Source organism: Ectothiorhodospira sp. PHS-1, assembly GCF_000225005.1.
GTDB lineage: Bacteria > Pseudomonadota > Gammaproteobacteria > Ectothiorhodospirales > Ectothiorhodospiraceae > Ectothiorhodospira.
Window position 1 is genome coordinate 42,067 of the sequence record NZ_AGBG01000005.1, and the last position, 21,509, is coordinate 63,575.

17 protein-coding genes are annotated in these 21,509 nt (G+C 60.2%); 8 read left to right on the forward strand and 9 right to left on the reverse strand.

What is annotated here, in order from left to right:
- Window positions 1–25: 25 nt before the first annotated feature.
- On the reverse strand, window positions 26–721 hold the full coding sequence (locus tag ECTPHS_RS03265; protein WP_008931253.1) for a DJ-1/PfpI family protein: 696 nt from the start codon (window positions 719–721) through the stop codon (window positions 26–28).
- A gap of 245 nt (window positions 722–966) precedes the next feature.
- Here ECTPHS_RS03265 and ECTPHS_RS03270 point away from each other — a divergent pair, with 245 nt between their 5' ends.
- Window positions 967–1,341 (forward strand): phasin family protein, encoded by a 375-nt coding sequence (locus ECTPHS_RS03270; protein ID WP_008931254.1) that lies wholly within the window; start codon window positions 967–969, stop codon window positions 1,339–1,341.
- Window positions 1,342–1,471: 130 nt separating this feature from the next.
- Here the strand turns inward: ECTPHS_RS03270 and ECTPHS_RS03275 are convergent, their stop codons facing one another.
- Together ECTPHS_RS03275 and ECTPHS_RS03280 are read right to left on the reverse strand one after the other, a co-directional pair.
- Window positions 1,472–1,963, reverse strand: a complete 492-nt coding sequence (locus ECTPHS_RS03275) for a hypothetical protein (RefSeq protein ID WP_141565249.1) — start codon at window positions 1,961–1,963, stop codon at window positions 1,472–1,474.
- 222 nt (window positions 1,964–2,185) lie between these two features.
- The gene (locus ECTPHS_RS03280) at window positions 2,186–2,719 is read right to left on the reverse strand and encodes a YceI family protein (RefSeq protein ID WP_210386886.1); all 534 of its coding nucleotides are present in this window, start codon (window positions 2,717–2,719) and stop codon (window positions 2,186–2,188) included.
- A gap of 230 nt (window positions 2,720–2,949) precedes the next feature.
- Between ECTPHS_RS03280 and ECTPHS_RS03285 the strand changes: the two genes are divergently transcribed.
- Window positions 2,950–4,110: a transposase gene (locus ECTPHS_RS03285; RefSeq protein ID WP_040404989.1), complete on the forward strand. Its 1,161-nt coding sequence runs from the start codon at window positions 2,950–2,952 to the stop codon at window positions 4,108–4,110.
- A 142-nt stretch (window positions 4,111–4,252) separates the two neighbouring features.
- Here the strand turns inward: ECTPHS_RS03285 and ECTPHS_RS03290 are convergent, their stop codons facing one another.
- From ECTPHS_RS03290 to fabI, 4 genes are all read right to left on the reverse strand, one after another.
- On the reverse strand, window positions 4,253–4,459 hold the full coding sequence (locus ECTPHS_RS03290; RefSeq protein WP_008931258.1) for a dodecin family protein: 207 nt from the start codon (window positions 4,457–4,459) through the stop codon (window positions 4,253–4,255).
- Window positions 4,460–4,600: 141 nt separating this feature from the next.
- Window positions 4,601–5,794, reverse strand: coding sequence for an acetate/propionate family kinase (locus ECTPHS_RS03295; protein ID WP_008931259.1), 1,194 nt, complete (start codon window positions 5,792–5,794; stop codon window positions 4,601–4,603).
- 4 nt (window positions 5,795–5,798) lie between these two features.
- Entirely contained in the window at window positions 5,799–7,208 is a 1,410-nt protein-coding gene (locus tag ECTPHS_RS03300) for a bifunctional enoyl-CoA hydratase/phosphate acetyltransferase (protein WP_008931260.1), read from the reverse strand.
- A gap of 3 nt (window positions 7,209–7,211) precedes the next feature.
- Window positions 7,212–7,988 carry an enoyl-ACP reductase FabI gene (gene fabI, locus ECTPHS_RS03305; RefSeq protein ID WP_210386887.1) on the reverse strand — a complete coding sequence of 259 codons (777 nt, stop codon included), beginning with the start codon at window positions 7,986–7,988 and terminating at the stop codon, window positions 7,212–7,214.
- Window positions 7,989–8,248: 260 nt separating this feature from the next.
- On the opposite strand from fabI, the gene ECTPHS_RS03310 reads away from it, so the two are divergent.
- From ECTPHS_RS03310 to ECTPHS_RS13865, 4 genes are all read left to right on the forward strand, one after another.
- Window positions 8,249–8,998 carry a hypothetical protein gene (locus tag ECTPHS_RS03310; protein WP_008931263.1) on the forward strand — a complete coding sequence of 250 codons (750 nt, stop codon included), beginning with the start codon at window positions 8,249–8,251 and terminating at the stop codon, window positions 8,996–8,998.
- A gap of 280 nt (window positions 8,999–9,278) precedes the next feature.
- Window positions 9,279–11,333 carry a bifunctional diguanylate cyclase/phosphodiesterase gene (locus ECTPHS_RS03315; RefSeq protein ID WP_008931264.1) on the forward strand — a complete coding sequence of 685 codons (2,055 nt, stop codon included), beginning with the start codon at window positions 9,279–9,281 and terminating at the stop codon, window positions 11,331–11,333.
- 22 nt (window positions 11,334–11,355) lie between these two features.
- Window positions 11,356–12,513: an FIST signal transduction protein gene (locus ECTPHS_RS03320; protein WP_008931265.1), complete on the forward strand. Its 1,158-nt coding sequence runs from the start codon at window positions 11,356–11,358 to the stop codon at window positions 12,511–12,513.
- Window positions 12,510–14,657: an ATP-binding protein gene (locus tag ECTPHS_RS13865; RefSeq protein WP_008931266.1), complete on the forward strand. Its 2,148-nt coding sequence runs from the start codon at window positions 12,510–12,512 to the stop codon at window positions 14,655–14,657. The genes ECTPHS_RS03320 and ECTPHS_RS13865 overlap by 4 nt, the downstream gene beginning before the upstream one ends.
- On the opposite strand, the gene ECTPHS_RS03330 is transcribed toward ECTPHS_RS13865, so the two are convergent.
- A complete protein-coding gene (locus ECTPHS_RS03330) occupies window positions 14,641–17,700 on the reverse strand; it encodes an efflux RND transporter permease subunit (protein ID WP_008931267.1) in 3,060 nt (1,019 codons plus the stop codon). The genes ECTPHS_RS13865 and ECTPHS_RS03330 overlap by 17 nt on opposite strands.
- An 18-nt stretch (window positions 17,701–17,718) precedes the next feature.
- The gene (locus ECTPHS_RS03335) at window positions 17,719–18,852 is read right to left on the reverse strand and encodes an efflux RND transporter periplasmic adaptor subunit (protein ID WP_008931268.1); all 1,134 of its coding nucleotides are present in this window, start codon (window positions 18,850–18,852) and stop codon (window positions 17,719–17,721) included.
- A gap of 197 nt (window positions 18,853–19,049) precedes the next feature.
- On the opposite strand from ECTPHS_RS03335, the gene ECTPHS_RS03340 reads away from it, so the two are divergent.
- Both ECTPHS_RS03340 and cydB read left to right on the forward strand, forming a co-directional pair.
- Window positions 19,050–20,438 carry a cytochrome ubiquinol oxidase subunit I gene (locus ECTPHS_RS03340; RefSeq protein WP_040405020.1) on the forward strand — a complete coding sequence of 463 codons (1,389 nt, stop codon included), beginning with the start codon at window positions 19,050–19,052 and terminating at the stop codon, window positions 20,436–20,438.
- A gap of 19 nt (window positions 20,439–20,457) precedes the next feature.
- Entirely contained in the window at window positions 20,458–21,462 is a 1,005-nt protein-coding gene (gene cydB, locus ECTPHS_RS03345) for a cytochrome d ubiquinol oxidase subunit II (protein ID WP_008931270.1), read from the forward strand.
- The last annotated feature ends 47 nt before the right edge of the window (window positions 21,463–21,509 follow it).

Below are 21,509 nucleotides of genomic sequence, written 5' to 3' on the forward strand. Positions count from 1 at the left end.
CGGGAAATGCCGCCGTTACCGGAATCTAGTTGACGCGTCGTTCGCCGTTGGAAGCGTGCTGGGTGGGCGGTTTCAAGCCTTCGAGCACTCTCCTGCGGCTGTTTTCCGGAAATGGATACTCCATGTAGCGGGCGGCGGCGCGAGCCACGTCCTGGCCGTGATAACGCAGGACCAGTTGCAGGGCCATGTCGATGCCGGCGGAAATCCCCGCCGAGGTAATGACGGAGCCGGCATCCACAACAAATTCGTCTTCCACCACCATCACCTCCGGAAATGAATCCCGCATCCAGTCGAGGGAGCGCCAGTGGGTGGTGGCCCGCAGACCGTCCAGCAGGCCGGCCTTGCCCAGCAGCATGGCACCGGTACAGACACCCGCCAGCAGGGATAGGCCATCAGAGCGCTCCCTGATCCAGTTCATCAGGACGGGATTGTTGATCTCGCGACGGGCCCCCTTCCCTCCCGGTACCACCAGAATGTCCAGTTCCGGGCAATCGGTGAAGTCATGGTGCGGCAGTACCATCATGCCGCCCGTGGTGGTGATGGGACGCTTGTGTTCGGCAATCAGCCGTATGTCGAAGGGGGATTCCGTTTCGGCGCGTCTGGACTCATCCAGCCGGGTGGTGGCAAACACCTCGAACGGACCTGCAAAGTCGAGGACTTCCACCTGATCGAAGATCAGAATACCCACCAGGGTGCGTCGGACTGTGATGCTGTTATTCATCATCGGTTTTCCTGATAACCGGTCGGCCGCCGGTTTGCGGGTGGCCGATCCGCCGGACATTGACTGATCACAAAAATACTTCGACTCTGCCTATTATGCATCCAATTCTTACGGTATTTATGTTTCCGCGTGGCGCTGGCGTTTGACTGGAAATGTTGCACCGCACAAAAAAGTGCGCTATGCTGCAACGCAACAAGGGTGGGAATCCGCCCATCCTTGGCAAACCCATCTCAAGGAGATTTGCCATGTACAACGAATTCTTCAATATGAATCAGGAACAGTTCGAAAAGATGGCCGGTCCTGTGCGCAAGTTCAACAATGCGACCCTGGATCACGTGGCCAAGCTGGTTGAATACCAGATCAGCATGTTCCGCAGCTATTCCGAGATCACCATCGAGCAGATGCGTGCCCTGCAGACCGTGACCGACCCCAAGAGCCTGCAGGCCTACGTGAGTGCCCAGGCCGAAGCCACCAAGTCTCTGAGCGAGAAGGTGGCCAAGGACACCAATGAACTGGTGGAACTGCAGCGCGGTTATGCCGAAGAAGTGCAGAAGCTCAGCGAAGAAGGTCTGGCCACCGTCACCAGCATCGAGCCCGCCAAGGCCCGCAAGAGCGCCTGATTCGCTTCAGACCAGGATTGTGTCATGGGCAGGGCCGCCCATTGAAGTTGTCTTCTCCTATCCGCTTGATCCCTGCGCCCATCCGATGAAAATCGGATGGGCGTTTTTTTATCCTGCACCCCAGCCCGCATCAGCGGGCCGACAGGGGGGCTCCTGTCTTGCGGTGAGTCTCGAAGAAGACACCGTTCCATGCGATGACCAGCGCCTCCTCGCTTCTGGGCAGGAGGCTCAGGGGCTCTTCCAGCGGCGTATCAAAACAGGTGATTTCCACCGTGGTCACGTCCCCATCGGGAAAGTCCAACGCCTCCGGCGTGATGCCGAAGCGTTCGATAAAGGCGTCCGGACCCAGGGCGTGAACCACATACCCGGGCTTGAGACACTGACTCTCCTCGAAGTGGGCAATGTGCTTCGAGTAGACGCCCTTGCGACCTACCAGAGCCTGTGCCTGCTCGTCGGTCAGCGTGGCCTCATCCGTGGCGGTGAATCCGGTCACTGTCCAGACCCCGAAAAACCCTTCCTCCGAGACCTTCTGGCCGCAACCGGCCATGAGCAATGCCGCCATCACCATGGCAGCCCCGCCCCCTGCTCGGACGATGATGTCACTGCGTTCATTCTGCTGCACGCCCTGCGCCTCCACGTTGTCTTATCAAGCCTGAAATGAGGTTAAAAACCTGAGCCTGCAAAGGGTATCAGATTGTGGCCTTCAGGTTATTGATGACCGTCGGCACCCTGGCACATCAGGTACTTTGCCATTGTCCATGCATGTCGGGGGGGGGCATCCCATGTGAAAACGGCCAGGCAAAGCCCGGCCGTGGAAAGATTTGATACATCCCACCTGCCCTGCTTATTCGGGCACCACAGCCTCCATGGAGATGCTGATGGTGATTTCATCTCCCACATAGGGCACGAACTTGTCTGCATTGAAATCGCTGCGTTTTACCACGGTATGGGCATGGGCACCGATGGCCGGTCTTTCCAGCATGGGATGGACCATGGCGGCGAAATGACTCACCTCCAGGGTCACCGGCTGTGTGATCCCCTTCATGGTCAGATGACCGTCTATGGATACCGGGCGACCGTCCTGGAAATTGATCTGGCTGGACTGAAATCTGGCTTCGGGATGGCTGGTGGTATCGAAGAAATCTTCTCCCTGGATATGCTCGTTGAAAGTGGCGTACCCGGTTTCCACCGAGGTCATGTCGATCACGATATCCACCTGCCCTGTACCGCCCTCCTTATCCAGGGTCACCGTGCCATGAGTCTGATTGAACTGACTGGTCTGGGTGGACAGCCCGAAATGGCTGTAGGAGAAACGAGGGAAGGTATGGGTGGGGTCGATTTCGTATGTCACCGGCTCCGCCAGGGCAGATGTCGCCATGCCTGACATCAATACCACGGTAGCCGAAAGGGCGAACAAAGGTTTCATGCGGCGATCCTCCTGTTGTTTAAGAAACTGACCAATCATGTCTGGTTTAAAAAACTTACCCTTATTTACTTGCTGAAGAAACGTATTTTTTACGGATAGTTTGATGTGTAGATGTCATTAGTTTTTTTAAAAGGACACCCACTTTATTTGCATGTCACTAAAAAAGGGTCTATTCTTAAGTCATGACTCAACCTCGCGCATCCCTCATCAGCCTCGACGAGACCCCTTGGTACCACTTGGTCAGTCGCTGCGTACGCCGTGCGTTCCTGTGCGGCAAGGATCCGCTGACCGGCACCAGCTACGAGCATCGCAGAGCCTGGATTGAAGGCCGAATTCTTGCCTTATCTTCGGTCTTCGCCATCGATATTGCTGCTTATGCCGTAATGTCCAACCACTATCACGTGGTTCTGAGAGTCGATGCCTCCCGTACCCATGGATGGACCATGGAGCAGATTCTGACCCGCTGGACGCAGCTATTTACCGGCCCTGCCCCGGTCCAGCGCTATCTGTCCGATGACAGAGTTCGGATGAGTGCCGCTGAAATGGCCCAGGTGGAGGAACTTGCCGAAATTTATCGGGCACGTCTCCATGACATTTCCTGGTTCATGCGGGTACTGAACGAATCCATTGCCCGACAGGCCAATCAGGAGGACGGTGTCAAAGGGCGATTCTGGGAAGGACGTTTCAAGAGCCAGGCATTGCTGGATGAACAAGCCCTGCTGGCAGCCATGGCCTATGTGGATCTCAACCCGATCCGGGCGGGGATTGCGGACACTCTGGAGCGCAGTGAATACACATCCATTGCCAGAAGAATCAGAAATGCCACCATCACCCCGGATAAGGGCCGCAATGTCGGCACCGGAGGCGCTGACAACACCTCCAAGCTTGGTTCACCCTCATCGAAGCCTGAGATGCCCCCCTCCCCTACCCCATTCAGGATCGGCTCACGCCGGGACCACACGAGTGAAAGCGGTCCCTTACAGCCAGAAAAATCATTGCAGAACATCACCCAGGCATCACTGATGCCCTTTGAGGCATCGGAGGCTGGATTGCAACACGGCATTCCTTTTTCACTGGAGGATTATTTCGAGCTGACTGAAACTCTGGGACGATGCGTACATACGATGAAACGGGGCTTCATCGCAGACAAGACGCCCGGATTGCTGGTCAAACTTGGCATGGAACCGCAGCAGTTCCTCCGCCATGCCGACCATCTGTTGAAAACCTTCGGCCCTGTCATCGGTACCGCGGATACCTTGTCGGCACTGGCTCAGCGCCGGAGACGGCGGCGGATGCGGGGAATTGCCATGGCAAGGCAGGTGTTTCAGGCAAAGGCAGCCTGAACAGAAGTCGGATTTCTGTCAGGTGACCGGATGAGAGGATAATACCCGGCAAGCGGTGCTCGCCGGGTCCGAGGCGCAGACGGACCAAGAGTGGTCCGCGCTGCCATGTGATGGAAAAAACAGGCAATCCGCGGGGCGGTACTTATTCTTCGTACTTGAAGGAGACGTTCAAGCGGGCTCGATAGCACACGATATTGCCGGCTTCATCCAGTCTCATGTCCAGTTTGTTGACTTCCACGATGCGCAGTTCACGCAAGCTGGATCGGGCCTTGGCCACGGCCTGGGCGGCGGCATCTTCCCAGGACTTTTCACTGGTTCCAATCAGTTCAATGACCTTGTAAACGCTCATGACTAGACTCCTCGCCTCCCGACCACGAGGTCGGCGGCTGATTTATTGGTTCTGATATCCAATGTGACCGGCCGCCACGGTCCACATCGTTCAAGCCGGTCACCCAAGTCTAGTCAAGACTGCGCTGTTTTTCCTTGAACGTCAGAGACAACAGCGGGCGGCATGCCAGGCAATCATGCGCTCTTCATCGGTGGGAATGACCCATACCCCGACAGGGCTGTCATCCATGCTGATGCGTATCTCGCCACACTCGTTGCGTGCCTCATCAATGCGAACCCCCAGCCACTCACATCCCTGACACACCATAGCCCGAACCGGCGCGGCATGTTCACCGATACCCGCCGTGAAGACCAGATGGTCCAGCCCCTCCAACGCGGCCGCGAGACTGCCGATTTCCCGGATGATGCGATAGGTGAACAGTTCCACCGCTTCCCTGGCCGCGGGTACCGGACTTTGAATCAGGTCACGCATGTCTGCACTGACACCCGATACCCCCAGCAATCCTGATTGTCTGTACAACAGATCACTCACTTGCGCGGGCGACATGTTCTCGTGGGTCAGCAGATGGAGTACCACACCGGGATCGATGGTTCCGCAGCGAGTTCCCATCGGCAGCCCGTCCAGCGCGGTAAATCCCATGGTGGAAGCCACGCTGGCACCGTCCCGGATGGCACACAGGCTCGCGCCATTGCCCAGATGAGCGGCTACGACCCGGCCCGTCTCCAACGTGCCCAGATGATCGGGCAGACGCCGGCTGATGTAATCATAGGAAAGACCGTGAAAACCATACCGGATCAATCCCGCTTCGGTCAGATGCCGGGGCAAGGCAAAAGCCTGGGCAACCGGTGCCTGAGTGGTGTGAAAACTGGTGTCGAAGCAGGCTACCTGGGGCACGTCCGGTCGTAGCGTGAACAGGCTACGCACCGGTGCCAGACCATGAGGCTGGTGCAATGGCGCCAGCGGAATCAACGTTTCCAGATCCTTCAGCACCCCTTCGTCCAGGCGGACCGGCTCGCGATAATGCCGTCCTCCATGGACGATGCGGTGGCCAATGGCACTGATCCGGCTGGCATCGGGCAACGCATCCATCCAGTTCAGCAGTTCTGAAAGCGCAGCGGCATGGTCATACTGATCGACATCCGCGATCAGGTGATCATCACGGATGACCGCTCCCTGGCCATCCCGAATCGACAGCCGTGCCTGCCGCCCACCCAATCCGGAGAAGTGCCCCTGGTAATGGACGGAAAAACCGTCCAGTGACAGATCCCCTCCCCACCCCAGCAGCGCAAACTTGAGACTGGAAGAGCCGCTGTTGATGACCAGGATATCTCGCATGCCGTTACCGAACCTTTTTCTTCAGATAATCCGCCAGTAGCAACGCCAGGGCACAGGAGGCCATACGGGTGATGGCATCATCGGCCCGGCTGGTGAGCACGATGGGCACACGGGCACCCACCACCAGACCGGCTCCGGTTGCATCCGCCAGGTAGGTCAACTGCTTCATGAGCATGTTGGCCGCTTCCAGATCCGGAGCCACCAGGATATCCGCCCGACCCGCCACGGGTGACGTGATGTTCTTGGTCGCTGCCGCGGCCTCGGACACGGCGTTGTCGAAGGCCAGGGGACCGTCGATCAGGGCGCCGGTGATCTGCCCCCGGTCAGCCATCTTGCACAGGGCTGCCGCCTCCAGGGTGGACTGGATCTTGGGATTCACCGTCTCCACCGCCGACAGAATGGCCACCTTGGGCATCTCATTACCTACCGCGTGTGCCAGATCAATGGCGTTCTGGACGATATCCACCTTATCGGCCAGGGAGGGGTAGATGTTGATGGCCGCATCGGTGATGAACAGCGGACGAGGATAGGTCGGGACATCGAAGGCCATCACATGACTGATACGCCGCTCGGTGCGCAGGCCTGCACCCTTGCGCACCACTTCCCGCAGCAACTCATCGGTATGCAGCGATCCCTTCATGATCGCTCCCACACTGCCCGCACGGGTCATGGCCACCGCCTGCTCAGCCGCGGCATGGCTGTGGGGGACATGGACAATGCGAAAATCGCTGATGTCGATCTCCGCCTCATCCGCTGCCGCGCGGATGCGATCCTCGGGACCGATGAGGATGGGATGGATCAGGCCCGCCCTGGCAGACTCATAGGCTCCCAGGATGGAAGGCGCATCCACTGGATGCACGATGGCCATGTCCACCGCCTCCGGATGGGTGGCGGCATGCAGAAGTTCATGCAGACGGGCCCGCTCGGACATGCGCACCCGTGGCATCACGGTACGTGGGCGACGGATCTTTTCCGTGGGTGCCAGCACGTCGGCCACTCCTTCGATGACATCCCGACCTTCCTGGTTGGTACACCGGCAATCGAACTTGATGCGGTTCTTGTCCGAATCCTTTTCCAGGACCTTGACCTTCACCTGCAGGATGTCTCCCAGGCCCACCGGAGCCCGGAACCGCAAGGTCTGTCCCAGATAGATGGTCCCGGGTCCGGGCAGTTCGGTGCCCAGCACGGTGGAAATGAGTGCTCCGCCCCACATGCCGTGGGCGATGATCTCCTGAAAACGGGAACTCTTGGCAAAATCCTCGTCCACATGCGCCGGATTCACGTCCCCGGACATGATGGCGAAGAGCTTGATGTCATCCATGGTGAGCCGGCGCTCGATGGCAGCCTCGTCGCCCACCCGAATCTCATCGAAGGTACGGTTCTCGATGTAACCCAGATCGGTTTTCTTGTCCATGACTCAGGCCCTTATGTTGTGGCCGGCATCCACGTAAAGGGTGCTGCCGGTCAGTGACTGTCCAGCCCCGGAGGCCAGGAAAACGGCGCACTGTCCTACGTCATCGACGGTAGCCAGACGACGCAAAGGAGATCGGGTTTCGGCATCCTGGGCCAGGGTTTCGAAATCCTGGATACCCGAGGCCGCCCGGGTACGGATGGGGCCCGGCGAGATGGCATGCACCCGGATGCCCCGCGGACCCAACTCCGCCGCCATGTAGCGCACGCTGGATTCCAGCGCGGCCTTGACCGGCCCCATGAGGTTGTAGTTGTCCACCACCTTTTCGGCCCCGTAATAGGACAGGGTGATCAAGGTGCCCCCCTCCTTCATCAGCGGCTCGGCCTGACGGGCCAGACGAATGAAGGAGTGGCAGGATATGTTCATGGCCTGGGCAAAGCCATCCCAGGAGCAGTCCACCACCCGACCATGGAGATCATCCCGGGGGGCAAAGGCCATGGAATGGATCAGAAAATCCAGCTTTCCCCAACGTTCGTCGGCGCGCTGGAACAGGGCGTCCACCTGGGACTGATCAAGCACATCGCACAGCATCAGTTCCGGATCTCCCATTTCACCGACCAGAGGGCGGACGTGGGATTCGGCCTTGGGATGGCCATAAGTCACGATCATTTCGGCACCAGCCTGGTGCAGTGCACGGGCACAGCCGTAGGCAATGCTGTCGGCATTGGCGAGACCGGTGACGATGCCGGTTTTCCCTTGCATGGAGAAGGGTTGAGTCGTCATGGGCAACCTCCAATCGTCGCTGGGTTCACTGGTTCAGAAAGATGAACCTGTTTTATGTTGCATTGCAGCGAAGATTAGCAGAAGCGCATGATGACTGCATGTCAATTTGTGATCTTCGCAAGTTTCAGGCTCTTTTTTTACCTGTTCAAAACGCCTTTCCCGATCCAAATCCACGCCCCATCCATGGTTGACATATGGATAGTTCGCCGGCTCATATAAAACCCTTCACCATTGCCCCGGATTCATCAGGAGCCGATCCCATGCCGTTGCCGACGAAGATGCTGATTGCCTGTCTGTTGATGGCGACGGGCCTGCCGGCCTTCGCCGCGGAGCGATTCCAGGACTGGTGGATCAGTTACAGCCAGCCGTCCGGAGAACAGGCGCTGACCCTGCTGGCCTATACACGCACTGACGAGGGCCACGCACTTGCGGTGGGCCAGACGCAGAATGGGCCGGTCAAGATTGCCCTTCTGGTCAATGGCGGGCCTCCCATTCACATCAGGGATGGCTTGCTGGAAGCGGAAATCGATGTGGACACGACCTGTCGGAAGCATGCCCTCCAGCAGGACCCCGATGCCCCCATCAATCCCGATCCATCCTCGGGTTCATGGACTCAAAGCCTGGAATGGCCGGTCTGGGAACCTTCCCGCGGACATTCGCTGCCACCCCTTCTGGAATCCTTGATGGAGGGACGTGAAATCCGCCTCAAGGTGGAAGATGATCAGGGAGATGTCCGCACCCTGAAGTTTTCCCTGGACGGAGCCCGCCAAGCCATGCAGTGGATACTGGCCCAGGGACCGCTGACCGTGACCCACCATACCGTGGATACTCTCTCCGACAGGGCGGCCTTCGAATGCCATCAGCGGGCCCGGGGAGAAAGAAGCCGGCTGGAAACCTGCTTTGACGCCATCGTATCCTGCTGGGATCACCATGCCGGCGGCTCGGTGCTGGCCTTTCAGGGCTGTCTTCGCAACAGTCAGATGGGGCTGGACGGGAACGGATCCCCCTAAGTCGGCAGGATGCTCCCAAAGAGGGTACGCCCGGCCTCGATGGCCCCGTACGTCCGGCGGTGTCGCATCCATCGGTGATTTCCCTCACCCTGTCGGCAACCCTCTCCCCGGTGACCACGAAGACGTAATTCATACCTCGGTTCTATAGCATTATCAGTGTTCTCAGGACTGCCCTCGATGCTGATCACCTCGGCCATCAGGTGTTTCTTCACCCAGAGATTGCACCACGCCGAACACGCCCACGCACCACAGGCATACCTGACACTGAATCGAGTCATCCATGACCGTCGCCACCGCAAACATCCTCATCGTCGATGACGATCCGACCATCCGGCTCATGGTCCGGGTCGCTCTCTCACGGCAGGGTTACGAAGTTACCGAGGCAGATAACGGCAGGCACGGTGTCGAGGCCTTTGTCCGGCGTCCCCCTGATCTGATCCTGCTGGACGTGACCATGCCAGAGATGAACGGCTTCGACGTGGTGCGTGCCATCCGCGCCCAGCATGAAGGGGCCTGGATTCCCATCCTGATGCTGACCAGTGCCGAGGATGTCCGGTCGATCGACGAGGCCTTTGATGCCGGGGCCACGGACTTCATGACCAAACCCATCAACCTGACCCTGCTATCCCGGCGCGTCCGCTATGTACTCGGCGCCGCGGAGCGGGAGTCTGTGCTGAGGCAGGCCCGGGCCGAGCAGGAAAGCGCCTGCAGACTGGCCAGACTGGGATTTTGGCAACTGCACCAGCAATCCGGGGCAATGCACTGGTCAGAAGAGGCTCATGCCGTGCTGGGCTGGCGCGAACCGCTCCCTGACCATCTCGATCACTTCCTTACCATGGTGGATGCCGGACAGCGGCCAGAGGTAAAAAATCAGCTCGAACTGAGCATGAATCATCACGAAGGGCTGGAGTTGGAAGTCAGGCTGGGTGAAGGTGCCAGACAACGCATCTTGCGGATGCAGGGTAAGCCGTCGGCTGACCAGGACATCATGGTCGGTGCATTTCAGGACGTGACCGGACTGCGTGCCCTGGAAAATCAGGTGCTCTATCTGGTTGAGCATGACGAACTGACGAACCTGCCCAAGGAAAGGCTGTTCCTGCGCCTGCTGCAGGAGCAATTAGACATGGTATCGGGAGAAGACCCATGGATGGTCATGGTTCTGGACATCGATCGGCTTCACCGCATCAACGATGCCTTCGGCCATGCCGCCGGCGACAATGTGCTGCGGGTGTTCGCCCAGCGTCTGCGACAACATGCGGATCCGGGCACCCTGCTCTGCCGCCTGGAAGCCGACACCTTCGGCGTGGCAATGCCCATGTCGCTCTCCCATGAAACTTACCTCTCCTACCTGGACAAACCGCATTTCATCAGCGGAAAAGCCGTCTTTGTGGAGTTCTCCGCCGGTGCCGGCATCTACCCACGGGACGGATCCAATGCCGCGGAGCTGCTGGGGCTGGCCCGGCAGGCTCAGCGCAAGGCCCGACTGGGGAGCGGCACCAAACTGGCGTTTCATCAGCAAGGCCGGCTGGAAAACAAGGCCATGGGCATCCTGCTTGAAACCGATCTGCGCCTGGCTCAGGACAAGGATGAGTTCTTCATGGTCTTCCAACCCCAGCAGGAACTGTCCAGCAGCAGGATCGTCGGCGTCGAGGCGCTGATCCGCTGGCAGCACAGCCAGCGTGGCATCATCTCACCCGCGGAGTTCATCCCGCTGCTGGAAGAGTCCGGCAGGATACAGCATGTGGGGGACTGGATCATTGAGCAGGCCTGCCGCCAGGCGGCCATCTGGCGGCGCCAGGGAATCTATCTGAGAATGGGGATCAACCTGTCTGCTCGCCAGTTCGAACTGGAGGATCTGGCCGACCGTATTCTTGCCTGCACGGAACGGCATGGCATCCCGGCCCAATGCCTGGAACTGGAAATCACCGAAAACATCGCCATGCACAGCCCCGAGGACACCATCGTAACCCTCAAGCGTCTCAGGGACATGGGCTTCAATATTGCCATCGACGACTTCGGCACCGGTTACTCGTCATTCGGATATCTACTCAGATTCCCGCTCACCACCCTCAAGATCGACAGAAGCTTCATCGAGAACATCACCGAGTATAGGAACAGTCGGGCCATCATCCGTTCCCTGACGGCCCTGAGCCAGGGCCTTGGCCTCAAGACGATTGCCGAAGGCGTGGAAAACCAGCGCCAGCGGGACTATCTGGATGCATTGGGCATCAACGAGATACAGGGATACCTGATTTCCAGACCCGTCAGGGCCGATGAACTGCAACGCTGTCTGGCGCTGGACAGCGCCGCCGATCCAGACATGGTCATTGCATGACCTCACCATGGAAGCCACTCCCATGATCGATAACACCATCCGCTTTCACATGGAACCGACCGGGCGTCTCGATGCACTTGCCCCTTGCCTGCAAGGCATGGCACGGGAGCCAGGTGTCGAGAGCATCATGGTACTGGGCTGCGATCAGGACGACTGGCCGTATGACGAGGCCGGGAGGCTGTTCCGTGAGTGTCCGCTACCGGTATTCGGTGGTGTTTTCCCGCAGATCATCCATGAGCGAAAACCCTACTCCAACGGCACCCTGCTGGTCGGACTGCCCGTCAGGGCGCAAATCCTAGTGGTACAGGGACTTAGCGCTGACGAGGCCGATCTTGACCTCAGCCTTGCTCAAGCTCACGCCGAATGGCCCGAAGTCCTGGAAAACAATACCGTCATCGTGTTCTTGGATGGCCTCTCCAGCCGCATCAGCGCCCTCATCGAGTCACTGTTCCTGCAGTTCGGACTGGATGTGAATTTCGTCGGTGGCGGCGCCGGTTCACTGAGCTTCGAGAAGAAGCCCTGCATCATCACACCGGAAGGACTTTGCCAGGATACGGCCGTCCTGGCCCGTCTCCCCCTGGTCAGCAGCATCGGCGTCACCCATGGCTGGGAACCCATCAGCGAGCCCCTCAAGGTCACCTCGGCGGAAAGAAACATCATCCACACCCTTGACTGGAAGCCGGCTTTCGAGGTGTATCGCCATATGATTCAGGATCACGGCGGTCAGGACATCACCAAGGAGAATTTTTTCGACATCGCCAAGGCCTACCCCTTCGGCATCTCCAAACTGGACAGTGAAATGGTGGTCCGCGACCCGCTGATGGTGGTGGGCGATCAATCCCTGATGTGTGTGGGAGAAGTCCGGGAAGGCTGTTTCGTCAGACTACTCAACGGCACCCCGGACTCCCTGATCCAGGCCGCCACCCAGGCCCGGGCCATCGCCGAATCACAGTGCGCCGACGGCACCACCTCCCCGGCCCTGTTCATCGACTGTATTTCACGGGTGCTGTTTCTCGGTGACGGGATCCATCGGGAACTGGAGGGCGCCGGTGCCGGCATGCCCCTGTTCGGGGCCTTCACGCTGGGTGAGATCGCCAATACCGGAAACGATTACATGGAGTTCATGAACAAATCTTCCGTGCTCTGTCTGCTTGACATGGCACAGGGAGGGATCCCTTGAGACGACTTGAAGCGACACAGATCCTCTACGAAATCGCACTCTCGGTCGGCCAGAGCCTGGACCTGAATCAGATGCTCAGGCACAGCCTGGGCACGATGATGCGGCTGTGCAACTTCAACCTTGCCGTCGTCATGCGCCTCATTGACGAAACCTCCCAAGGGGTGACCGGAACAGTCGTGGCGGCCATCCCCCGGAATGTGGTCCACAGGACCTATTACCAGGCGTTCATGGAACGAGCCGAGGTGCCGGAACATCCGGATGCGCTCCATGGCTGGCTCATGCGTCTCCCCTTGCACCGGGAAGACGGCGAAGCACACCATTGGTACATGTTCCACCTGACCGGTTTCGGTATCCTGGTGCTGCGCAAGACCGGCACACCGATCAGCGAAGATCTTTTCAACTCCTTGCCCAAGCTGATGGAAAAGCTGTCGCAGGCCATTAGGGCCTGCATCTATGAGCAGGAACTCAAGCAACAGATGGAAGCTGCCCGCAGTGCTGAACGGGCCAAAAACCTTTTCATGGCCAACATCAGCCATGAAATCAGGACACCGATGAATGGTGTGCTCGGACTGCTGGACGTGGTGCTGGATACCCCGTTGCCGGAAGAAGTGAGGGAACAACTGAATCTTGCCAGACTGTCCGCGGAACACCTGCTGGGCATCATCAATATCGTACTGGATCTTTCCAGGATCGATGCCGGCAAGATGGTCCTGGAAGCTCGGGATCTGGACCTGAAGGAACTGCTGCTGCAAACCCTGGGAAGCCAGATGCCGTCGGCGGCGGCGAAACAACTCAAGCTCACCCATCACCTGGATTCGGATCTGCCCGACTACGTCCGCGTGGATGCCACCCGGTTGCGACAGATTTTGATCAATCTGATCGGCAACGCCATCAAGTTCACCGAACAAGGGGAAGTCAGTCTCCAGGGACAGCTGCTTGCCCGCGACGAGGCGGCTTCCGAGATACAACTGTCGATCAGGGACACCGGCATCGGCATTCCCACCCATGTGATCAGCAGAATCTTCGAAGCCTTCGAGCAAGGAGACAATACCTACAGCAGACGCTTTGAAGGCACGGGGCTGGGTCTGACCATCACCCACAAACTGGTGGAGCTACTCGGCGGCGAGATCACCGTCAACAGCGAGGCGGGCAAGGGTTCCGAATTCACGGTCAGGCTTCGGCTGCCCCACGGTACGCAACCCGCCACTGACGATACCCTGACACCTCATGTCCTGCTTGCCGATCAGCTCAGGAAAATGCGTCTGAAGGTATTGGTAGCCGAAGACAACAGCATCAACCAGCTGGTGATCAGAAAGCTGCTTGAGCGAATCCATGCGGCCTCTACCGTGGCGGAAAACGGCATTGAAACGGTGGAACTGGCTTCCCATCGGCGCTTTGACCTCATCCTCATGGACATGATGATGCCGCTCATGGACGGCATGGAGGCCACCCAGCACATTCGCCAACAGGAGGCGGAAAACCACTGGTCTCCCTGCCCCATCATTGCCCTGACGGCCCATGCCATGGCCGGTGATCGTGAACGCTTTCTCGCCAGCGGGATGCAGGGTTATGTGGCAAAACCCATTCAATACACCCTGCTCGTCCAGGAAATCCTCAAAGTGATCGGTGACCATCCTCATCCCGGCGACCAACAACGCCCATCGGGTCATCTGGACATCAGCGACATCCATACCGAAAACGAACCGACCTGGTTCCTCGAGGCCGTCAACCTGAGCCCTTCCGTATCGCATCCGTCGCCCGCGGAGCTGACGCACGTTTTAAATTGGCACAACGCACTCAAACAGATCGGTGGTGACGAGCCTCTGCTGAGGCAGGTATTGGCACTCTTCATGGAAGGCATCGATGGCCAGATGCATGGGATGTGGCAAAGCCTGGCAACATCCGATATCAACCAACTGGGTATCCAGGCACATACCCTGAAGGGGCAGTGCGGAACCCTGTGCGCCCTGCCCGCCCGGGATGCCGCCCAGCAACTGGAAAAGCTCTGCCGGGATCAGACCGAAGTCCCGCGGATCCGGCAGGCGCTTCATGCTCTGCAAGAGCAGATGGACAGGTTGCTGCCGGCACTGAGGCACAGGCAGGATGCCGGCCCTGGGAACGATCCGGTCACGCCGCTCCGCTAACCCCGGCGCGATCCCGTGCCAGATAGGTATACACCGCCGGCACCACAAACAGGGTGAACAGGGTGCCGAGGGTCATGCCGGCGGCGATCACCAGCCCCATGGCAAACCGGGAACCAGCGCCCGGACCACTGGCGATCAGGAGTGGAATCATGGCCAGCACCGTGGCCGCCGTGGTCATCAGGATGGGCCTGAGCCGGATTCCGGCCGCCTTTTCCACTGCCTCCCGGCGGGATAACCCCTGTTCCTGCAGAGTGTTGGCGAACTCCACGATCAGGATACCGTGCTTGGCGATCAGTCCGATCAGGGTCAGCAGCCCCACCTGGGTATAGATATTCAGGGTGGTCAGGCCCAGGCTGACGAACAGCAGCGCGCCGGCAATGGACATGGGCACGGTCACCAGCATGATCAGCGAATCCCTGAATGACTCGAACTGGGCCGCCAGCACCAGATAGATCACGACCAGAGCGAAGAAGAAGGTCACCACCAGCTGACGCCCCTCGGTCATGAACTGACGTGACTGCCCCGCATAATCCACGCTGTAACCCGGCGGCAGGACATCGGCAGCGATCTCCTGCAACACCTCCAGGGCCTCACCCAGGGTCACACCCGGCCGGGGAACCCCCGACAGGGTGACCGCGTTGAGCTGCTGGAAGCGCTTGAGCTGCTGGGGATGCACCGAGTCCTTCAGGGTGATCAGGGTGTCCAGGGGTACCAGCTCGCCGTCCCGGTTGCGGGTATAGAGATCCTCGATCTGATCCGGCGTCAGCCGATCCACTCGCTGCAGCTGGGGAATGACCCGGTAAGACCGGTCCTCCAGGGCAAAGCGTCCCACGAAACCGCCGGAGAACAGGGAGGAAAGATCCGCCGACAGGGTCTGCATGTCCACCCCCATCAGGGCGGCCTTTTCCCGGTCGATATGGATCTCGGTTCGGGGACGGTCGATCCTGAGATCACCGTCGATGTAGATGAAGCGACCACTGGCCATGGCTCGGCCGATCACTTCCCGGGAAACTTCCAGCAGGTTCTCCGAAGGATCGGTGGAGCGGATGACGAACTCCACCGGAGCCCCGCCTCCGGCACTGGGCAGGGACGGCGGCGCCAGCGCGAAGATGCTCAGACCCGGGATCTCTTCCAGCCGGGGCTGCAGGTCGTTATCCAGCACCGCCTGGGTGCTGCGATCACGCTCGTCCCAGGGCGCCAGCACGAAACCCGCCACCGCAGAATGGGTACCGCCGCCGAAACCGTTGATGATGAAGATGTTGGAGAGTTCCGGAATCTCGTCCAGATACCGGTTCATCACCGCCGTGTTGCGCTCCAGCTGATCCAGGGTCATGGGGGCATCCCCCTGGGCAATGGAGAAGACGAAGCCCTGGTCCTCCGGGGGCTCAAGCTCGCTGCTGCTGGTGATGAACAGGAAATAGCAGGACACCAGCACGATGAAGCCGAACACCAGCACCACATGGCGATCTTCCAGGGCACCATGGAGACGACGCTCGTAACGCCGATGCAACCCCTCGAAGCGGGCATCGAGCCAGGCCTCGAAACGTCCCTTGCCGCCCTCACCATGGGGCTTGAGCAGGCGGGAGCAGAGCATGGGGGAAAGGGTCAGGGCGATCACGCCGGATAGGATCACCGAGGCCGCCAGGGTGAAGGCGAATTCCACGAACAGGGTGCCGGTGATGCCGCCGACGAAGCCGATGGGAATGAAGACCGCCACCAGACTGGTGGACATGGCAACGATGGGCCAGGCCAGTTCCCTGGCACCCTGTAAGGCCGCCTCCATCGGCTTCATGCCCTCCTCGATATGACGATGGACATTCTCCACCATGATGATGGCGTCATCCACCACGATGCCGATGGCCAGCACCATGGCCAGCAGGGTGAGCAGGTTGATGGAAAACCCCATCAGCAGCATCAGGAACAGGGTGCCGATCAAGGACAGGGGCACCGCCAGGGCCGGAATGATCACGCTGCGCATGGAACCGAGGAAGGCATAGATCACCCCCACCACGATCACCAGCGCCAGCACGATGGTGATCAGCACCTCCTGGATGGCGCTCTCGATATAGAGGGTGGAGTCATAGACGATATCCCCCTTGAGGCCTTCGGGGAACTGGGGCTCGATCTCCCGCTCCCAGACCCGTCGAACATCGGCGATCACATCCAGGGCATTGGCATCCGGGGAGATCTCGATGCCGATGAAGGTGGCGGACTGGCCATTGAAGCTCACGGAACTGTCATAGCTCTCGGAACCCAACTCCACCTCGGCAATGTCCTGCAACCGGACGATGGCGCCCTGCTCCGATCGAACCACCAGTTGCTCGAAACCCTCGGCGCTGGACAGGTCCGTTTCCGCCGTCAGCTCCACCGAGATGAGGCGGCCCTTGGTGCTCCCCACCGCCGAGAGCACGTTATTGGCCTGCAGGGCACGGCGCACATCGGCACCGGTCACGTCAAGGGCCGCCATCCGCTCCGGATCGAGCCAGATGCGCATGGCGAAGGTCCGTGCCCCCAGGATCTCGGCCCGCTGCACCCCCGGCAGGGTGGCCAATTGAGGCTCCACCACCCGCACCAGATAGTCGGTGATCTGGTTGTCGCTGAGCACCTCGGAATAGAAGCTCATGTACATGGCGGCGATGGTCTCGCCCACCGACAACTGGATCACCGGCTCCTCCGCCTCCTGGGGCAGATCCGAACGGACCTTGTTGACCTGGGCGGCGATCTGGGTCAGGGCCTCGTTGGGGTCATAGTCCATGCGCAGATAGGCCTGCACCGTGCTGACGCCGGAGAGACTGGTGGAGACCAGGTAATCAATCCCCTCGGCGGCGGCAATCTCCCGTTCAAGGGGGGTGGTGATGAAGCCCTGGATCAGGTTGGCATCGGCACCGATGTAAGTCGTGGTGACGGTAACCACCGCATTCCGGATCTCCGGAAACTGGCGCACGTTCAGGTCGAAGCCGGCCCGGATACCCAGCAGCAGAATGAACAGGCTGACCACCGTGGCCAGCACCGGCTTGCGGATGAAAACATCAGTGAATCGCATCAAGGCTCTCCGGCCGCATCAGGCGTTGGGCGGTGTGGGTGCCAACTCTTCGCCGGGTTGCAGATCGGGATCATCATTGATCTTCACCACGGCGTTGTTGCGCAGCTTGAGCAGACCACTGGTGGCCACCTGCTCACCTGGCGCCAGCCCTTCCAGAATCACCACCAGATCCCCACGCCGGGTGCCGGTACGCACGAAACGCTGGCGCACCCGCAACTCATCCCCGTCGCCCGACTGGATCACATAGACCGAGTCGCCGTAGGGATTGAAACTCACCGCCGACTGGGGCACCACCACCACCGTCGCCTCCTCCCCCACATCCAGGGTCACGCGACCGAACATGCCGGGGCGCAACCGCTGTTCCGCATTGGGGATGATGGCCTGTACCTCGAAGGTACGGGTGGAGGCCCGCACGGCCGGCTCGATGGCGCGGATGCGACCTTCGAAGGTATCCTCAAAGGCATCCACCCTCACCCGCAACGGCTGTCCCGGCGTCACCTCGCCAAGGCGTCGCTCCGCCAGGGAGAAATTGAGATAAATCGGATTCAGGGCCTGCAGGGACACCACGGGATCGCCGGCGGAGAGAAACTGGCCCACATTCACCCGGCGGATGCCAAGCTGCCCGGAAAAGGGTGCCGTCAGGGTCTTCTGCTGGATGCGGGCCGCCTGTTCCTGCACCGCCGCCGCGGCCTGTTCGGCCTCGCTCTCCCGGCGCTGCAACTCCGCTTCAGAGATATTGTTCTGACGCACCAGCCGACGGGCCCGCTCCAGTTCCAGATCCGCCAGCCGGGCCGCCGCCTCCAGGCGGCGGAGCTGAGCCACATCGGTGCGGCTGTCCAGGCGCAGCAGCACATCCCCCGCCCGGACCCGGGCGCCGTTATCGAACAGGATCTCCTGCACGATGCCGCTCACCTCGGTGGTCAGGTCGGCCCCCTGCACGGCGGCAAAGCTGCCCACCGCCTCCAGTTGCGGTCGCCAGATCTGTTCCCTGGCCTCGGTGGCGGTGATGGTGGCCACCGGTTCGGGCATGTTGTCGAAGATGTCGGTGATCAGGGCATTGATGAAGGCCTTGTAACCGAATACGCCGCCCAGCAGCAGGGACACGGCAAGCAGCATGAGGATCATGCGCCGATTGAAGAATCTTTTTTTCATAGCGGGAGATCAGGAATCCTTGAGTGGAAGCCGTTCTCGAAGCCGAAGCGAGTGGCAATCCGTAAGCCTACCGCATTTCCTTTTCACGACAAGCGCGCCAGGTGCAAAAATTTAAATTTGACCAAAATCATGGGAATTAACCCAGGCACAGAACAAAATACGGTAACCCCACCCATGACAAGAGGACCGACCCCATGATGGAACTTGACCCCCTACTCCTATCCCGAATCCAGTTTGCCTTCGTGGTCTCGTTCCACGCCATCTTTCCTGTCTTCACCATCGGCCTGGCCTCCTACATCGCCCTGCTGGAGGGCCTGCTCTACCGCACCGGCAACCCCGCCTACGAGCAACTGTCCCGATTCTGGACCAAGGTCTTTGCCGTGGTGTTCGGCATGGGGGTGGTGTCCGGGATCGTCATGTCGTTCCAGTTCGGCACCAACTGGAGCGTATTCTCCTATGCCAGCGCCAACTTCCTCGGCCCGATCCTGGCCTATGAAGTGGTCACCGCCTTCTTCCTGGAAGCGGTGTTCCTGGGGGTGCTGCTGTTCGGTCGTGACAAGGTCCCCAGGGGTACCCACCTGTTCGCCGCCTGCATGGTGGCCCTGGGCACCTTCATATCCTCGTTCTGGATCCTCTCCACCAACAGCTGGATGCAGACCCCCGCGGGCGCCGAGTTGCGGGACGGCATCGTCCACCTGACTTCCTGGAGCGAGGCCATCTTCAATCCTTCCTTCGTCCCCCGCTTCTTCCATGTGGCCCTGGCCTCATTTCTCACCGGTGGCTTCGTGGTCGCCGGCGTGTCGGCCTGGTATCTGCTCAAGGGCAAGGCACCGGAGGCATCCAGGAAGGCCCTGCAGATGTGCCTGATCATGCTCGCCTTCGCTGCCCCGGCCCAGCTACTGGTGGGGGACGTGCACGGTCTCAACACGTTCAAGCATCAGCCCGCCAAGGTGGCGGCCATGGAAGGGGTCTGGGAAACCACCGACGGCGCCCCCCTGCTCCTGTTCGCCATTCCCAGTCAATCCCAGGAACGCAATTTCCTGGAGATCGGCATCCCCAACATGGCCAGCCTGATCCTGACCCATGAGTGGAACGGCACGGTCCCCGGCCTGAAGGAATGGGCGCCCGAAGACCGCCCCCACATGCCCATCGTGTTCTGGTCCTTCCGGGTCATGGTGGGCATCGGCCTGCTCATGATCATCATCGCCCTGTGGGGCGCCTGGCTCACCTGGCGGGATCGTCTGGTGGAATCAAAACGCTTCCTGAGGTTGACCAGCCTGATGATTCCGCTACCCTTTGTGGCCGTTCTGGCGGGATGGTTCGTCACCGAGGTAGGACGTCAGCCCTGGCTGGCCTACGGCCTGATCCGTACCGCGGAAGGGCTCACCCCCTCCCTGACCGGCGCCATGGCCCTGTTCACCCTGGTGGGCTACGTCACCGTCTACGCGGTGGTATTCATCGCCGGCATCAGCTTCCTGGTCCGCATCATCCGCCAGGGACCGGATCAGACGGACCTGTCGGATGACCATCCGGGTGCCCACGCCAAGCGGCCGTTTTCCGCCGCCGACGACAAGACCATGGCCTGACGGCCGGGAGCGCGCAGACATGGAACTGATCGACCTGACCCTGATCTGGATCGTCATCATCGGCTTTGGTGTGTTCATGTACGTGTTCATGGACGGTTTCGACCTGGGAGTGGGTATACTCTTCCCCTTTGCCGGCAGTGACGAACACCGCGATGTCATGATGAACTCCGTAGCCCCGGTATGGGATGGCAACGAAACCTGGCTGATCCTGGGCGGCGCCGGCCTGCTGGCGGCGTTTCCGCTCATCTATGCCGTGTTCCTGCCCGCCCTTTACATCGGTGTGTTCCTGATGCTGGCGGGGCTCATCTTCCGCGGCGTGGCCTTCGAGTTCCGATTCAAGGCCGAACCCCACAAGCGACGGCGCTGGGACATTGCCTTCTTCGGCGGGTCCCTGGTGGCCGCGTTTGCCCAGGGGGCCGTGGTGGGCGCCTACATCCAGGGCTTCGAGGTCGAGGGCTTCTCCTATGTGGGCGGCGCCTTCGACTGGCTCACCCCGTTCACGGTCATGACCGGGCTGGGCCTGGTGGCCGGCTACACCCTGCTGGGCGCCACCTGGTTGATCATGAAGACCGAAGGCGACCTGCAGACCCTGGCCTACCGCATCGCCGGGCGCATGGTGTTGGCGGTGCTGTTCGTCTTCCTGCTGGTGAGCCTGTGGACCGCCGTGGCCCACCCGCATATCCTCGAACGCTGGCTGGAGCACGCCGCCGTGCTGTGGATCTTCCCCACCCTGTCCCTGCTGGCCGGTGTGTGGCTCTGGCGCGGCCTGGGTCGGCGGGCCGAGGGCACGCCCTTCATCGCCACCCTGGCCCTGTTCCTGCTGGCCTACCTGGGCCTTCTGATCAGCATGTGGCCCTACGCGGTCCCGCCCCACCACACCTTCTGGGATGCGGCCTCATCGCCCGACTCGCAGCTCTTCACCCTGATCGGGCTTCTGTTCGTCATCCCCATCATCCTTGCCTACACCGCCTGGACCTACTGGGTGTTCCGCGGCAAGGTCCGGATCGGAGAGGGTTACCACTGAACGACGCAAGCACACCCCCCCACGACACCCCCGCCATCCCCAATGCC

Bases quoted from the DNA above. Each gene is read 5' to 3' on its own strand.
- ECTPHS_RS03290 (WP_008931258.1), bottom strand. From the start codon at position 4,459: ATGAGCGTTTACAAGGTCATTGAACTGATTGGAACCAGTGAAAAGTCC.
- ECTPHS_RS03280 (WP_210386886.1), bottom strand. From the start codon at position 2,719: ATGGCGACATCTGCCCTGGCGGAGCCGGTGACATACGAAATCGACCCC.
- ECTPHS_RS03270 (WP_008931254.1), top strand. From the start codon at position 967: ATGTACAACGAATTCTTCAATATGAATCAGGAACAGTTCGAAAAGATG.
- ECTPHS_RS03315 (WP_008931264.1), top strand. From the start codon at position 9,279: ATGACCGTCGCCACCGCAAACATCCTCATCGTCGATGACGATCCGACC.
- ECTPHS_RS03320 (WP_008931265.1), top strand. From the start codon at position 11,356: ATGATCGATAACACCATCCGCTTTCACATGGAACCGACCGGGCGTCTC.
- ECTPHS_RS03300 (WP_008931260.1), bottom strand. From the start codon at position 7,208: ATGGACAAGAAAACCGATCTGGGTTACATCGAGAACCGTACCTTCGAT.
- ECTPHS_RS03310 (WP_008931263.1), top strand. From the start codon at position 8,249: ATGCCGTTGCCGACGAAGATGCTGATTGCCTGTCTGTTGATGGCGACG.
- ECTPHS_RS03335 (WP_008931268.1), bottom strand. From the start codon at position 18,852: ATGAAAAAAAGATTCTTCAATCGGCGCATGATCCTCATGCTGCTTGCC.
- ECTPHS_RS03295 (WP_008931259.1), bottom strand. From the start codon at position 5,794: ATGCGAGATATCCTGGTCATCAACAGCGGCTCTTCCAGTCTCAAGTTT.
- ECTPHS_RS03330 (WP_008931267.1), bottom strand. From the start codon at position 17,700: ATGCGATTCACTGATGTTTTCATCCGCAAGCCGGTGCTGGCCACGGTG.
- cydB (WP_008931270.1), top strand. From the start codon at position 20,458: ATGGAACTGATCGACCTGACCCTGATCTGGATCGTCATCATCGGCTTT.
- fabI (WP_210386887.1), bottom strand. From the start codon at position 7,988: ATGACGACTCAACCCTTCTCCATGCAAGGGAAAACCGGCATCGTCACC.
- ECTPHS_RS03340 (WP_040405020.1), top strand. From the start codon at position 19,050: ATGGAACTTGACCCCCTACTCCTATCCCGAATCCAGTTTGCCTTCGTG.
- ECTPHS_RS03265 (WP_008931253.1), bottom strand. From the start codon at position 721: ATGAATAACAGCATCACAGTCCGACGCACCCTGGTGGGTATTCTGATC.
- ECTPHS_RS03285 (WP_040404989.1), top strand. From the start codon at position 2,950: ATGACTCAACCTCGCGCATCCCTCATCAGCCTCGACGAGACCCCTTGG.